The organism is Saccharopolyspora antimicrobica (genome assembly GCF_003635025.1).
GTDB classification, from domain to species: domain Bacteria; phylum Actinomycetota; class Actinomycetes; order Mycobacteriales; family Pseudonocardiaceae; genus Saccharopolyspora; species Saccharopolyspora antimicrobica.
In genome coordinates this window covers 3,642,280-3,655,626 of the sequence record NZ_RBXX01000002.1, presented here as the reverse complement: position 1 = coordinate 3,655,626, position 13,347 = coordinate 3,642,280, and the positions used below count along the sequence as shown (strand labels likewise).

The 13,347-nt window shown below is 70.7% G+C and carries 18 protein-coding genes; 7 read left to right on the top strand and 11 right to left on the bottom strand.

The genetic code is table 11. The features are described 5' to 3' along the window. Position 1 precedes the first annotated feature (1 nt). Complete coding sequence (locus tag ATL45_RS17885; RefSeq protein WP_093157291.1) at positions 2-571, bottom strand: TetR/AcrR family transcriptional regulator; 570 nt, start codon at positions 569-571, stop codon at positions 2-4. Positions 572-660: 89 nt separating this feature from the next. On the opposite strand from ATL45_RS17885, the gene ATL45_RS17880 reads away from it, so the two are divergent. Next, positions 661-1,236 (top strand): dihydrofolate reductase family protein, encoded by a 576-nt coding sequence (locus ATL45_RS17880; protein ID WP_093157293.1) that lies wholly within the window; start codon positions 661-663, stop codon positions 1,234-1,236. A gap of 12 nt (positions 1,237-1,248) precedes the next feature. Further along, the gene (locus ATL45_RS17875) at positions 1,249-1,833 is read left to right on the top strand and encodes a dihydrofolate reductase family protein (protein WP_093157294.1); all 585 of its coding nucleotides are present in this window, start codon (positions 1,249-1,251) and stop codon (positions 1,831-1,833) included. On the opposite strand, the gene ATL45_RS17870 is transcribed toward ATL45_RS17875, so the two are convergent. The 5 genes from ATL45_RS17870 to ATL45_RS17850 all read right to left on the bottom strand — a co-directional run bounded on the left by ATL45_RS17870 (position 1,818) and on the right by ATL45_RS17850 (position 5,414). Next, on the bottom strand, positions 1,818-2,171 hold the full coding sequence (locus tag ATL45_RS17870; RefSeq protein WP_093157380.1) for a HepT-like ribonuclease domain-containing protein: 354 nt from the start codon (positions 2,169-2,171) through the stop codon (positions 1,818-1,820). The genes ATL45_RS17875 and ATL45_RS17870 overlap by 16 nt on opposite strands. Continuing rightward, positions 2,171-2,476: a nucleotidyltransferase family protein gene (locus ATL45_RS17865; protein WP_093157378.1), complete on the bottom strand. Its 306-nt coding sequence runs from the start codon at positions 2,474-2,476 to the stop codon at positions 2,171-2,173. Before ATL45_RS17865 ends, ATL45_RS17870 begins: the two co-directional genes overlap by 1 nt. A gap of 31 nt (positions 2,477-2,507) precedes the next feature. Continuing rightward, positions 2,508-3,302, bottom strand: a complete 795-nt coding sequence (locus ATL45_RS17860) for an exodeoxyribonuclease III (protein WP_093157381.1) — start codon at positions 3,300-3,302, stop codon at positions 2,508-2,510. A 109-nt stretch (positions 3,303-3,411) separates the two neighbouring features. Then, entirely contained in the window at positions 3,412-4,740 is a 1,329-nt protein-coding gene (locus ATL45_RS17855; protein WP_093157296.1) for a sensor histidine kinase, read from the bottom strand. Further along, on the bottom strand, positions 4,737-5,414 hold the full coding sequence (locus tag ATL45_RS17850; RefSeq protein WP_093157383.1) for a response regulator transcription factor: 678 nt from the start codon (positions 5,412-5,414) through the stop codon (positions 4,737-4,739). The genes ATL45_RS17855 and ATL45_RS17850 overlap by 4 nt, the downstream gene beginning before the upstream one ends. 116 nt (positions 5,415-5,530) lie before the next feature. On the opposite strand from ATL45_RS17850, the gene ATL45_RS17845 reads away from it, so the two are divergent. Then, a complete protein-coding gene (locus tag ATL45_RS17845; RefSeq protein ID WP_093157297.1) occupies positions 5,531-6,040 on the top strand; it encodes a hypothetical protein in 510 nt (169 codons plus the stop codon). 1 nt (position 6,041) lies between these two features. On the opposite strand, the gene ATL45_RS17840 is transcribed toward ATL45_RS17845, so the two are convergent. Then, positions 6,042-6,467 carry a methyltransferase domain-containing protein gene (locus tag ATL45_RS17840; RefSeq protein ID WP_093157299.1) on the bottom strand — a complete coding sequence of 142 codons (426 nt, stop codon included), beginning with the start codon at positions 6,465-6,467 and terminating at the stop codon, positions 6,042-6,044. Further along, entirely contained in the window at positions 6,464-7,294 is an 831-nt protein-coding gene (locus ATL45_RS17835) for an SAM-dependent methyltransferase (RefSeq protein ID WP_093157300.1), read from the bottom strand. Before ATL45_RS17835 ends, ATL45_RS17840 begins: the two co-directional genes overlap by 4 nt. 195 nt (positions 7,295-7,489) lie before the next feature. Between ATL45_RS17835 and ATL45_RS17830 the strand changes: the two genes are divergently transcribed. The 3 genes from ATL45_RS17830 (at position 7,490) to ATL45_RS17820 (ending at position 9,297) form a co-directional block, all read left to right on the top strand. Then, the gene (locus ATL45_RS17830; protein ID WP_093157302.1) at positions 7,490-8,356 is read left to right on the top strand and encodes a Sco1979 family transcriptional regulator; all 867 of its coding nucleotides are present in this window, start codon (positions 7,490-7,492) and stop codon (positions 8,354-8,356) included. Between the two features lie 287 nt (positions 8,357-8,643). Beyond that, complete coding sequence (locus ATL45_RS17825; RefSeq protein WP_093157303.1) at positions 8,644-8,880, top strand: DUF397 domain-containing protein; 237 nt, start codon at positions 8,644-8,646, stop codon at positions 8,878-8,880. 60 nt (positions 8,881-8,940) lie between these two features. Further along, positions 8,941-9,297, top strand: coding sequence for a hypothetical protein (locus ATL45_RS17820; protein WP_093157305.1), 357 nt, complete (start codon positions 8,941-8,943; stop codon positions 9,295-9,297). A gap of 130 nt (positions 9,298-9,427) precedes the next feature. On the opposite strand, the gene ATL45_RS17815 is transcribed toward ATL45_RS17820, so the two are convergent. After that, on the bottom strand, positions 9,428-10,135 hold the full coding sequence (locus ATL45_RS17815) for a MerR family transcriptional regulator (RefSeq protein WP_093157306.1): 708 nt from the start codon (positions 10,133-10,135) through the stop codon (positions 9,428-9,430). A gap of 157 nt (positions 10,136-10,292) precedes the next feature. Here ATL45_RS17815 and ATL45_RS17810 point away from each other — a divergent pair, with 157 nt between their 5' ends. Then, complete coding sequence (locus tag ATL45_RS17810; RefSeq protein ID WP_093157308.1) at positions 10,293-11,432, top strand: serine hydrolase domain-containing protein; 1,140 nt, start codon at positions 10,293-10,295, stop codon at positions 11,430-11,432. An 88-nt stretch (positions 11,433-11,520) separates the two neighbouring features. On the opposite strand, the gene ATL45_RS17805 is transcribed toward ATL45_RS17810, so the two are convergent. Together ATL45_RS17805 and ATL45_RS17800 are read right to left on the bottom strand one after the other, a co-directional pair. Then, positions 11,521-12,498 carry a nucleoside hydrolase gene (locus tag ATL45_RS17805; RefSeq protein WP_093157309.1) on the bottom strand — a complete coding sequence of 326 codons (978 nt, stop codon included), beginning with the start codon at positions 12,496-12,498 and terminating at the stop codon, positions 11,521-11,523. A 26-nt stretch (positions 12,499-12,524) separates the two neighbouring features. Beyond that, positions 12,525-13,262 (bottom strand): GntR family transcriptional regulator, encoded by a 738-nt coding sequence (locus tag ATL45_RS17800; protein WP_093157310.1) that lies wholly within the window; start codon positions 13,260-13,262, stop codon positions 12,525-12,527. Positions 13,263-13,347: the final 85 nt, after the last annotated feature.

The following is a 13,347-nucleotide window of genomic DNA, read 5'->3' as shown; positions in this document are numbered from 1 at the left end:
GTCAGGTTCCGACCGAGCGGATGACGAAGGTTTCGATCAGGGCGTCCTCGTCGTAGGCCGACAGGACTCCGGGGACCGTCAGGTACTCCAGGATCAGGCCGGACATCGCGTAGTAGAGCAGCACCGTGGTCATCTCGTCGCCGGGCATGCCGGACTCGCGGTGGCCTTCGATGTTGAGGTTCAGGTTCTCGCGCAGGGTTTTCGTCAGCTCCGCCTGGAGTTCCGGCCGGCGGGTGGCCTCCAGGCGGAGCTCCAGCAGCGCCAGCCAGCCGGTGCGGTCCTCGGAGATCAGGCGGTAGAGCGCGCGCATCAGCTCGGTGAGGAGTTCGCGTGACGGCGGCAGCTGCGCCGCCGCCGGTTCCGCCGGGTCGAGCGCCAGCTTCCGGTGGATGTGCGCGCCGACCTGGTTGAGCAGGTCGTCCCGGTTGGCGAAGTAGTTCGACGCGGTGCCCTTCGGCACGCCCGCTTCGGCGTCCACCGCGCGGAAGGTCAGGCCGCGCGCGCCGTCCCGCGCCAGCACTTCGATCGCCGCGTCGACCAGCGCGATCCGCCGTTCGGTGTTCTGGACCATGGCCCCTCCAAAAATGCCGGTTGACAACCACTACGCCCAGAGTACTACATTTGAAGCACTACGGACGCAGTGGTTCACCGGAGGGATCCATGCGGAAGCTCACCTACCTGATCGCCTCGACCATCGACGGCTTCATCACCGGACCGGCCGGGGACAACCCGGACTTCTTCCTGATCGAGGGCGACCACGCCCAACCGACCCGCGAGGAGTACCCGGAGATCATGCCGACGCACTTCCGCCCGCTGCTCGGTCTCGAAGGCGTGCCGAACAAGCACTTCGACACCGTCCTGCAGGGGCGCGGCACCTGGGAGATGGGCGTGGGCGACGGCATGACGAACGCCTACCAGCACCTGCGCAACATCGTGTTCACCCGCACCGTCGACGAAAGCACCGATCCCACGGTGGAATTCGTCGCCACCGACCCGCTGGAGAAGGTGCGCGAGCTCAAGCGGGAAGACGGCATGGGCATCTGGCTCTGCGGCGGCGGAAAGCTCGCGGCAACCCTGCGCCCGGAGATCGACGAGCTGGTAATCAAGCTCCACCCGATCGTCGCCGGGGCCGGAATCCCGTTGTTCGACGGCGAATTCAGCCCCGAGCAGTTCGACCTGACCCACACCCGGGTCTTCGACAACGGCGTCATCTACCTGACCTACGCCAAGCGCTGAACGGAGAAGACATTGCGAAAGCTCACCTACCTGGCCGCGGCGACCATCGACGGCTTCATCGCCTCGCCCGACCGCTCGGACCCGAGCAGCGACGGGCTCATGGTGCCCGCCCCGGAGTACTTGCCGCACATGCTCGCCGCGTTCCCGGAGATCGTGCCGACCCACGCGCGCGAAGCACTCGGCATCGCCGACGCCGAGCACCGGCACTTCGACACCGTCGTGGAAGGGCGGAGGTCCTACGAAGTCGGGTTGCGGGCGGGCATCACCAACGCCTACGCGCACCTGGAGCACTACGTGTTCTCGCGAACGCTGACCGAGAGCCCGGATCCCGGAGTGCGACTGGTCGCGACGGACCCGGTCGAGAAGATCCGCGAGCTCAAAGCCCGGCCGGGCAAGAAGATCTGGCTGGTCGGCGGCGCGAAGCTGGCGGCAGCCCTGCGCCCGGAGATCGACGAGCTGATCATCAAGCTCAACCCGGTCGTCGCCGGCGCCGGAATCCCCCTGTTCGACGGGGAATTCAGCCCGGAGCGGTTCGACCTGACCAGCGCCGAACCCGTCCCCGGCGGAGTCGTCCACCTGACCTACCAGAAGCGCTGACAGCTCCGCCTACGCGACAGCAACCGCTGCAGAGCGGCGGTCAGTCCTGGCAACCTCTCGGTGAGAACCTGCCAGACCAACGCATCGTCAACCGTTGCGTACCCGTGGATGAGGATGTTGCGGAAAGCGACGATGCGCCCGAGGTCAGGAATTCGCGAAGCAATATCCGAATCCACTCTGGACAACTGGTTCAGAGCCTCGCCGATGATCTCGAAATGCCGCTCGACGGCGGACCCGAACGTCGCGTTGGCCTGGTAGTCGGCGAAGTCCTCGCCCTTGCTGAACTCGTCCAGCCAGCTCTGCGGCGTGGAGGGCGTCCCACAAGCAAGCACGAGCATCACGCTGCATAGAGGAGTTCCCTGTCCAGAACCCGCTGTTTGAAGAAGGGATTGCGGATGCTCGTGATGCTCACCAGGTCCACCGGGCGATCAAGGATCCGCTCAAGTCCCTCTTTCAGATCGAAGTAAACACCGAAGTAGTCGAACCCCGGGCCGACGTCGAACTCGACGAGCACGTCGACGTCGCTGGTTTCGGTATCGAACGAGTCACCCAGAGCCGACCCGAACAGATCGAGGCGGCGCACCGAGAGCATGCGGCAGAGCTCGTCGATCTCGCCCTGCTTCGCAGCCACCAGCTCATGCACGATCACCACCTCCAGGTTCGACCGTGCCCGGTCAGAGCTGGTAGGTCACGGTGACCGGGGCGTGGTCGGACCAGCGCTGGTCGTAGGTCTCGGCCCGCTCCACCACCGCCTCGGTCGCGCACTGCAGCAGGCCGTCGGTGGCCACGTGGAGGTCGATGCGCCAGCCGGAGTCGTTGTCGAAGGCCTTGCCGCGGTAGGACCACCAGGAGTACGGGCCGGGGCCCTCCGGGTGGAGGTGGCGGACCACGTCGGTGTAGCCGCTCTCGTACAGGTCGGTCAGCCAGGCGCGCTCCTCCGGGAGGAAACCCGCTTCCTTCCGGTTGGCCTTCCAGTTCTTCAGGTCGATCTCCTGGTGCGCGATGTTCCAGTCACCGCACACCAGCACCTCGCGACCGTCGGCGGCGGCGCGCTCGCGGAGTCCGTCCAGGTACTGCCGGAACTCCTTCATGAAGCGTTCCTTCTCGTCCTGCCGCTCGGTGCCGACCTCGCCGCTGGGCAGGTACAGGCTGCCGATCACCAGCCCCGGCAGGTCGATCTCGGCGTACCGGCCGCTCTCGTCGAACTCCGCCGAGCCGAAACCGGTGCGCACCGCCTCGGGCTCGGTCCGGCTGTAGATCGCCACCCCGGCACGGCCCTTCGCGGAGCTCGGCGCGAGCAGCGTGTGCCAGCCCTCGGGTTCTCGGACGGCGGCGGTGAGCTGGTCGGGCTCCGCGCGCGTCTCCTGCATGCAGATGACATCGGCACCGGTGGCAGCCAGCCACTCCACGAAACCCTTCTTGGCGGCCGCGCGCAGGCCGTTGACGTTCACGCTCGACACAGTCAGCACGCCCGCGAGGGTAACCACCGGCCCCGACGATCCGCTCACGCGGTCACCACCCGCCCGGATGATCTTTTCCGAGGTGAAGGGCACCTCCGGGCGAGTCGCCCTTCGCCGCTCATCTGATCGGGCGGGCGCGACGGCGGTCCCGGCGGCGGTTCGGCCTCGGTGCCGCCGGGCGCTGCCAGAGCCACATGCAGACCCGGGCGCCGCCGAGGCTGGAGCGGTCCACCGCGAGGCGGCCGCCGGTGGACTCCGCGACCCGGCGGGCGATGTCCAGGCCCAGGCCGGTCGATCCGGCGCTGCTGCGACCGCGTTCCACCGCCCCGGAGAGCTCCGCCACTCCCGGCCCCGCGTCCTCCACGATCACGCCGACCACACCGTCGTTGCACTGCAAGGACACCACGAACTCGGTGCGCTCCGGAGTGTGCCGGAAGACGTTGCCCACCACTGCGTCCACCGACGCCGCCAGCTCCGTGGCGGGCACCGGGACGCTGACCGATCCGTCCGCGCCGCGCAGGCTCCACGGCCGCTGCTGGTCCTCGGCCAGCGCCGACCAGAATTCGAGCCGCTCGCGCAGCAGCGCCGCCACGTCGCAATCGGCGTCCTCGCCCGGACCGGCCCGGCGGGCGCTGGTGATCACCAGGTCCACCTCGCGCTCCAGGCGGTCGATGGCGATCCTGGTCTGCTCGGCGGCCTGGTCGTCGCCGAGCGCTTCGGCGTTGAGGCGCAACGCGGTCAGCGGGGTGCGCAGGCGGTGCGAGAGATCCGCCGCCATCTCCCGCTCGGCGGCCAGCAGCTGGCGCACCCGGTCGGCCATGGTGTTGAACGCCTGGCCCGCGGCCACCAGTTCCGGCGGGCCGCTGGGATCCACCCGGACGCCGAGGTCTCCCGCGCCCAGCGCCGACGAGGCATCGGCCAGCCGGATCGTCGCGCGCACCGTCTGCGCCGCCAACCGGTCGGCGACCAGCAGGGAGCCGATGACCAGCAGCAACCCGACCGCACCCAGCACCAGCCAGGACCGCCACACGCCGCGGACCTGGTCGGCCTCCGCGACGAAGACCTCGACCACCGCCGTGCGCCCGCCGTCCAGCGCGATCGGCTGCACGAACGCCGCGCCGCCCGGCACCTCGATGGTCGCGGCCCGCGCGCGGGCCTGCGCCAGCTCGGCCGCGCTCACCCGGGTGGTGCCGACGACCGCGCCGTCCGGCAGGTGCACCACGAGCCGGTTCAGCTGACCGGCCCGGGTGCTGGCCACCGCCTTGCCGACCAGCCCGCGGTCGTCCGTGGTGGCCAGCACCGGCGCGAGCGCGACGGCCTGCCGCTCGGCGTCGGACATCGCCTGGTCCCGGGCCATCTCGCGGATCATCAGGCCGAGCGGGATGAGGAACGCCAGCGCGACCATCGAGGTCACCGCCAGCGCGACCAGGACGACGGTGCGCCTCATTCCGGTTCCACGAGCTTGACCCCGACGCCGCGCACGGTGTGCAGGTAGCGCGGTTCGGCGGCGCTCTCCCCCAGCTTGCGGCGCAGCCAGGACAGGTGGACGTCGATGGTCTGGTCGTCGCCGTAGGACTGCCGCCACACCTGGGACAGCAGCTCGCGGCGCGGCACCACCCGCCCCGGCCGCGAGGCCAGGTAGCTGAGCAGGTCGAACTCGCGGCGGGTCAGCTCCAGCTCCTCGTCGTCGAGCACCGCCACCCGGCTCTCGACGTCGATGCGCAGCCCGCCGACGGTGATCAGCTGCGTCGGCTGCGCACCGCGGGCGCGGCGCAGGACCGCTTCGATGCGGGCGTTGAGGTGTTCGCTGGAGAACGGCTTGACGAGGTAGTCGTCGGCGCCGGCGCGCAGCAGGCGGACGATCTCGGTCTCGTCGTCGCGGGCGGTCGCGACGATGGTCGGCACGTCGGAGACGCCGCGGATCATCTTGAGGGTCTCGCCGCCGTCGAGGTCCGGGAGCCCGAGGTCGAGAATGATGACGTCGGGCGGGTGCTCGGAAACCTCCCGCAGCGAGTCGAGCGCGGTTCCGACGCTGCGGACCACCCAGTCACGCGCAGTCAGGTCGCGGATCAACGCAGCGCGCACCACCGGATCGTCCTCGACAACCAGCACCACAGCCATGGCGGGCACCATAACGGGACGGTGGTACCGGTTCGTGCTCCGGTGAACCTCGCCACGTCGCCGGTCGGGCCGGGTGGTTGCGCGAAGTCGGTGCGAACGTGGAAGATTGCGCTCCCGTGCGAATGCATCGAGCCTTCACCTACGCCGGCGTGTGGCTGGTGGCGACCACCGCCGCCGTCACGGTGACCTGGCTCGGCGTCCGGGACATCATCCAGGACACGGTGTTCGACCAGCCGGCACCGCCGAAGGCGGCCCGTCCCGTCGTCGCACCACCGGCGCCGAGCACTCCGCTCCCGGTCCCCAGGACCTCGACGCCGGAACCCCCGCTTCCGACCACAGTGGACACTCAGATCACCGAGGTCACCGAGGTCGCCGAGCCCCCACCGGAGAGCGAAGCCGCCGCTGACGTGCGCACTTTCGAGGTGGACGGCGGCACGGTCGTGCTCTCGGTGCGCCCGGAACGCGCGACGCTGATCTCGGCCACCCCGCGCCCCGGCTACACGGTGCAGACCTGGGAGCACCCGGACGGCTGGCTGCGCGTGGAGTTCAGCACCGAGAACGACGCCTCCACGCTGATCGCCACCTGGCACGCGGGCCCGACCTCGGTCGAGACCTTCGAGCACTAGCTCACGTCAGAGAGATTTCACGAAGCGGCGAGCCACCGTCGATCAGGAGCCGCCCGCCCGGCACGAGCGCTTCCCGGATCCGCCGCCGCGCCGCAGCACCGGCCTCCGGGTGGCGGCCGTCGAACGCGCCCACCCGGACGGCGAATGCCAGGTCGAAGGCGGATTCGCCGGGCAGCAGGGTGAATTCCTCCGCCGCCACTTGCCGGACGCCGAGACGTCCGCCCGCGATCGCCGAAGCGGCGTTGCGCTCGGTGAGCGCGACGCCCTTCGCCGAGCGGTCGATCACCAGGACGTAGCCGTCGGGGCCGATTCGCTCGCACACCGCCAGCGCGGCAGCACCGGGCGCACCGCCCACCTCCAGGACGCGCATCCCGGGTCGCAGCGGTAGCGCCTCGACGATCGCGGCGAGCCTCGGCGAGAGCTTCACGGTTTCCGGGCGATGCCACCGAGGAGGAGGCGCCGCGCCGGTGCCGGCCGCTCCGCGCGCGGGCCGTCCGGCCACCAGTCGGACAGCGTCACCAGGCCCGGGTCGAGGAGTTCCGCGCCCGCGAAGCAGGCGGCGATCTCCTCGCGGGTGCGGAACCGGCCGGAGCCCAGCGCGCTGCGCAGGAAGACCGGCTCCAGCCGCTCGGCCAGCTCCGCGGCCTCCGGGTCTTCCGCACCGGGCCGGAACAGGTGGCTCAGCACCAGGTAGGAACCCGACGGCAGCGCGTCGAAGTAGCGCGCCATCAGCTCCGCCACCCTGACTTCGTCCGGCAGGTGGTGCAGGGTGCAGAGCTGCAGCAGCGCGATCGGCCGCGACCAGTCGAGCCCGCGGGCGATGACGGGATCGGCCAGCAGCGCCTCCGGATCGGCCAGATCACCGGCCACGTACCGGACGTCCTCGTTCTCGGTGAGCAGCGCCCGGCCATGCGCCACCACCATCGGGTCGTTGTCGACGTAGACCACGGTGGCGTGCGGGTTCGCGCGCTGCGCCACCTGGTGGAGGTTGTCCGCGGTGGGCAGCCCGCCACCGCAGTCCAGGAACTGGTCGATCCCGACCGTCCCGGCCAGGTACCGGGTGGCGCGCACCAGGAAGGCCCTGTTGTCGCGGGCGAGCTCGCCGAGCCCCGGCGCGACCGAGAGCAGTTCGCCCGCCACCGCCCGATCGGACGCGTAGTTGTCCTTGCCACCCAGCACGGCGTCGTAGACCCTGGCGATGCTCGGTCGCTCGGGGTTGATTCCGCCGGGAATCGCCTCACCGGTCCGCGTCATGAGCTCCCCCGATCGACAGCGCCTCGACATACTCAGGGTATTTGATCGATTTCACCTGGTTACGGCCGGGTAGGCTGGTCCAATCCGGGCAAGGCGCTCGACCTGCGGCCCGATTCCACTACTATGCCGTCCCGTAACGTTCCACCGCCGGATCACGACTAGTCGTCGTAGTGTCCATTCCCCAGGAGGTCTCGCGTGGCCCCGGACAGCGCCACGAGCAGCGGTCCCACTGCGCGCCGCCTCGTGCTCGGCAGTCAGCTGCGCCGGTTGCGGGAGGCGAGCGGGATCTCCCGCGAGGACGCCGGGTACGCGATCCGCGGTTCCGGCTCGAAGATCAGCAGGCTGGAGCTCGGCCGGGTCGGCTTCAAGGAACGCGACGTCGTGGACCTGCTGACGCTCTACGGCATCTCCGACGACACCGAGCGCGAGTCCTTTTTGGACCTGGTCCGCCGCTCCAACGAGCCGGGCTGGTGGCACCGCTACAACGACCTGATGCCGGGCTGGTTCCAGGACTACGTCGGGCTGGAGGAATCGGCCTCCCGGATCCAGACCTACGAGATCCAGTTCGTGCCGGGCCTGCTGCAGACCGAGGGCTACGCCCGCGCGGTGGCCACCCAGGGCCGCCCGGAGTTCACCGAGGACGAGCTGGACCGCAGGGTCCGGCTGCGGATGCAGCGGCAGAAGCTGTTCAGCCAGCCGAAGGCGCCGCGGGTGTGGGCGGTCATCGACGAATCGGTGCTGCACCGCCCGATCGGCGGCCGCGAGGTGCTGCGCGAGCAGATCGAGTTCCTGCTCGAAGCGACCAGCCTGGCCTCGGTGACGCTGCAGATCCTGCCGTTCGAGCTGGGCCGCTCGGGCGCGGAGGGCGCGTTCACCATCCTGCGCTTCGCCGAACCGGAGCTGCCGGACATCGTCTACCTGGAACACCTCTGCGGCGCGCTGTACCTGGACAAGCCGGACGAGGTCGAGGTCTACAGCAAGGTCAGCCACCGGCTCGCGGTCGACGCGCAGACCCCGGAGCAGACCCGCAAGACGCTCAAAGCCGCCCTCGCGCAGGCCTGAGCACCCGGCCCGCGCTGGCCATTTCTAGACACGCCGGTCACTCGCCCGGCGCAGCCGACTTCGCACCTCTCTTCGTCGCGCGCGGAAAAACCGCAGGTCACGAGGCATGCTCTCGCGCGCAAACGACCGAGCACACGACAGGTAACGCGGTCCAGACCACAGTGATCAACGTCTCACTGGCGTGCACGTGCATTCAATCGTGCATCTGCACCTGCTAACTTGTCTGCACGATCAACTGCACGTGCAGATGGTCGTGCAGCGTTAGTCGGGGAAATCGGGGGGTTCGGATGCCGAACATCCAGAACGGGATGCCCGCGAAGCAGCTGCCCAACGCGGCGTGGCGCAAGAGCCGCCACAGCGGAGCAGTGGGCAACTGCGTCGAACTGGCACCACTGGTCGATGGTGGGGTGGCGGTCCGGAATTCCCGCTATCCGGAGGGACCGGCACTGGTCTACAGCCGGGACGAGATCGCCGCCTTCCTGCACGGGGCCAAGGACGGCGAGTTCGACGACCTGATCGCCTGACGGACCGGGACTTTCCGCGGCAGCGGAAACCCGAACCGCACGACGGATATCGGTGGCGCCATGTACGACATTACGAACGGCCTGCAAGCGCTGGTCGCGCGCGATTTCCAGTTCGCGCACCCGCGTGATGCCGACGGTGGCCTGGTCGCCGTGGTCGGCATCCGGGTGCACCGGGGTGTTTTCGACATCCTGCAGCTCTTCGGGGAGAACGACGCCGACGCGGCCCGGGTCCCCGGCGACGAACCGGATGTGCTGTTCCCGAGCAAGGTGCTGTGGCGCACCAACGGCTCGGCGCGCGACGTGATCAACGAGCTGCTGGGTCTCGCCGACCCCGCCCCGGACATGGGTTCGCCCGCCGCGGGCTGCTGGATGCCGACGCACGCCGGCCGCTCGACCTGGCTCGCGGTCCCCGCCTGATCCGGCGGCACCGCCACAGACCCCGCCCCGACCCCGGTGCCTGTGTCCTCAGTGGACTGCGCCCGGGTACCCCCGAAGAGATCGAGTTCCCGCGGTGGACCGCGGGAACTCGATCGGGGTCCTCAGTGGACTACTCGTCGGGCGCGGTGGTGTAGGCGTGCAGTTGGCTCGCCGCTTCGAGCATCGCCCCGGCGCGGGCGGTGATCTCCGCGCGGCGCTGGGCGATCGCTTCGCGCAAGGCGTCGCGGCTGCCGGTCCGGCGCAGCTCGGCCAGGACGTGGCGGACCTGCGGGAGCGGGTAGCGGCCCTGGCGGAGCATGTTGATCAGCTGCGCGTCGCGGACGTCGGCGGCGCGGTAGCAGCGGTATCCGGTGCCCCGCTCCCGGTCCGGCGTCAGCAGCCCCTCGGCTTCCCAGACGCGCAGCGCCGAAGTCCGCACTCCCAGTTGACCGGCCAGTTCACCGATGCGCAGATCCGCCTTCGGCGCACGAACCCGCTCCGCCACCGCCTCCAGCGCCGCTGCCGTCCGGTCCAGGCTGCGGCGCTGCTCGTGCAGGGCCGCATGCCCCGCGTCGATCAGCTCCAGCGCCTTCGGCAGCTCGTCCGCGTGCACCGCGCGCATGATCTCCTGCCCGGCTCCGATGCCGAATCCCCTGACCAGCGCCCGGTAGGTGAGCAGCGCCCGCAGGTGCCGCCGGCGGAAGCTGCGGTAACCGGCCTCCGTGCGCTCCGCGGGCGGCAGCACGCCGTCGTCCAGGTAGTTGCGGACCTGCTGGGTGGAGATGCCCGCCGCCCGGGCCAGGTCGACCGGGCGCAACCGCTCCTTCGGAGTCGTCATCGCCCGAAGGCTATCCAACGGAATCCCCGGAGTGCGCTCCCTCCGCCGCCGGTCGGAGGTGTCGCTGGCTACACCCCGGACCGGGGTTCCCGCGCCATCGTCCGGCACGTGCTCCCGCTGCGAATCTTTGCCGGCACGCAGCGAAAGGGAGGACGACATGAAGAGGACACTGCTCGCCGGGATGGCCGCCGCGACCTTGCTGACCGGTGGCGCGATCGTTCCCGCGATCGCTTCCACCGGTGACCGCACGGCGATCCAGCAGAGCCTGGACGGGCTCGTCCGCGACGAGGAGTTCCCCGCCGCGCTCGCCACCACGGGCGTCGGCAACCGGGCCCGGTCCTACGTCGCGGGCACCGCGGAGCTCGGCGGCCGGAAGCCGCCGCCGCTGGACGGGCGGGTCCGGGCGGGCAGCAACACCAAGGCGTTCGTCGCGGTCGTCGTGCTGCAGCTGGTCGCCGAGGGGAAGGTCGGCCTCGACTCGCCGATCGAGGACTACCTGCCCGGCCTCGTCCGCGGCGAGGGCGTGGACGGGCGGCAGATCACCGTGCGCCAGCTCCTGCAGCACACCAGCGGATTGCCGAACTACACCGCGCACCTCGGCATCGACGACCTGGAGGCGCTGCGCGACCGGTACATGCAGCCGCGGGAGCTGCTCGACATCGCGCTCGCCCACCCCGCGAGCTTCCCGCCCGGTGAGCGCTGGGAGTACAGCAACACCAACTACGTGCTGGCCGGGCTGCTGATCGAGCGGGTCACCGGTCGCCCGGTGTCCGAGCAGGTGACGGACCGGGTGATCCGGCCGATCGGGCTGCGCGACACCTACTGGCCCGGCATCGGGGACCGGACCGTCCAGGGTCCGCACCCGCGCGGCTACGCCGCCACCGCGGACGGCCAGGTCGTGGACGCCACCGAGATCGATCCGGGCTGGGCCTGGGCCGCCGGTGCGCTGATCAGCACCAACGGCGACCTGAACGAGTTCTACAGCGCCCTGCTCGGCGGGAAGCTGCTGCCCGCCGAGCAGCTCGCGCAGATGCGCACCACCGTGCCCGCCGACCTGTGGGACGGCGGGGAGTACGGGCTCGGCCTGGCGAAGACGCCGCTGTCCTGCGGTGGCGAGTACTGGGGTCACGGCGGTGACATCTTCGGCTACGAGACCCGCGGCGGCGTCACCGACGACGGTCGCTCCGCCGCAGTCGCGGTCACCGCGATGCCCGGCACCGCCGACGAGGACAACGCAGAGCGGAACTTCCGAGCGGTGCTCGCCGCCGTCGACACCGCCCTGTGCGAAGGCCGCTGAGTCACCACCCGCGCCGGTCAGGTGCCGTGAGTGCTTTGGGGGCGGCTACAGCGCCCAAAGCACTCACGTGCCACCACCAGCGAAAACGCTATGCCGCGCCCAGGTTCGGCACGTCGGAGCAGAGCCGGTCGACCAGCCGGTCGCCGAAGGCGCGGTCCGTCTCCAGGACCACCCGCACCGCCGCCGCCCCGCTCTCCGGGAAGCCGCGGTACTGCCCGCGCAGGTCCGCGATCGTCATCCCGCGCGCCGGGCCGTCGCCGGTCTCCACGTCGACGGGCACGACCGGTGCCAGCAGCGGCTCGACGTCGCCCACCGCGATCGCCGCGGCCAGCGGGTCGTGGCAGGCGGCCTTGCGCTCGCCGAAGGCGTGCTGCGCGTAGAAGTCCAGGTACAGGTCCAGGATCGCGGCGGTGAAGGTCGTGACCGGCGAGCCGAACTCGGCCAGTCGCCGCCGCTGCTCCTCGGTGATCGCCTCGGTCATGGTGGCGTCGAGCGGGACCAGGGTCACCGGCCAGCCGGCCCGCAGCACGATCCGCGCCGCTTCCGGGTCGTTGCTGATGTTGGCCTCGGCGACCGGCGTGACGTTGCCCGGGTGCAGCATCGCGCCGCCCATGATCGTGACGTGCTTGACCAGCCGTGGCAGTTCCGGCTCCAGCTGCAGCGCGGCGGCCAGGTTCGTCAGCGGGCCGACCGCGAGCAGGTGCACGGTGCCGGGGTTCTCCCTCGCCATGCGCACGATCAGCTCGGCGGCGGGTTCCGCGATCGGCGAAGTCCTGGGGGCCGGCAGGTCGGTGTTGCCCAGGCCGTCCGCGCCGTGCACGTCCGGCGCGAGATGCCTGCTGCCGCGCCGGTTGTGCTCGGCGCCGACGGCCACCGGGATGTCCGACCGGCCGACCAGCTCCAGCACCCGCAGCGTGTTGAGCGCCGCCGTGCCGGGATCGGTGTTGCCGAACACCGTGGTCACCGCGCCGATCCGCACGCCCGGATCACCGAGCAGGTACAGCAGCGCCAGCGCGTCGTCGATGCCGGTGTCGCAGTCGACGATCAGGGTTTCCTCGGACGCCATCGGTTGCCGCGCCTTTCTGCTTCGGGTCATCGGGACTGGCGCACCGGGATGCCCGGTGCGCCGCTGGGCAGCGCGTACTTCGCCGCGATCAGCGGAGCGCTCTCCACCGACACGACCTGTGTGATCAGCACGACCGGGGTGTCCGCCGACCGCCCCAGCACCTCGCCGCGACGCCGTCCGAGCACGGTCGCGGTCAGCGAGCTCGTGCCGCTGAGCGGCAGGTGCAAGGCGGTGACCGCGTGCAGCATCGTGCGCGGCTGCGCTCCGGCGGTGGTCAGCGCACCGGGGAGGGCAGGGTCGACGGCGGCCAGCGCCTCGTCGGGCACGCACCACTCCTCCACCAGGCAGCTCGGCACCCCGTCGACGGCGACGACGCTCTCCCAGAACCTGATCTCGCAGCGCGCCGGGACCGGCAGGTGCTGCATGACCAGGTCCGTCGGCTCCTCCACCGCCCGGACCAGCGGCTGGACCACCGCGCCGTCCCCGCCGAGCAGCTGCTCGACCGGTTGCAGCCGCTCGAAGCCGCGCCGGGCCGGGCGGGCGTTGACGGTGCGGCCCACGCCGCGCCGGACGGTGATCACACCGTCCTCCTGCAGCAGGATCAGCGCTTCGCGCAGCGCCGGGCGGCTCACCCCGAGGTCGGCGGCGAGTTCCGGTTCGGCGGGCAGCGTCGAACCCGGCGGGTAGGTACCCCGCCGGATCGCCTCGACGATCCGCTCGTAGAGCTCCACGACCGGTCGCCGCTGCGGACGCCTGGCCGCCATGCCGAACTCCCTCGCTGTTGTCAGACAAGTTAGGAGAGCCCCGTCCCGGCAGTCAAACGGGTATGCGACACATCACCACCGTCTT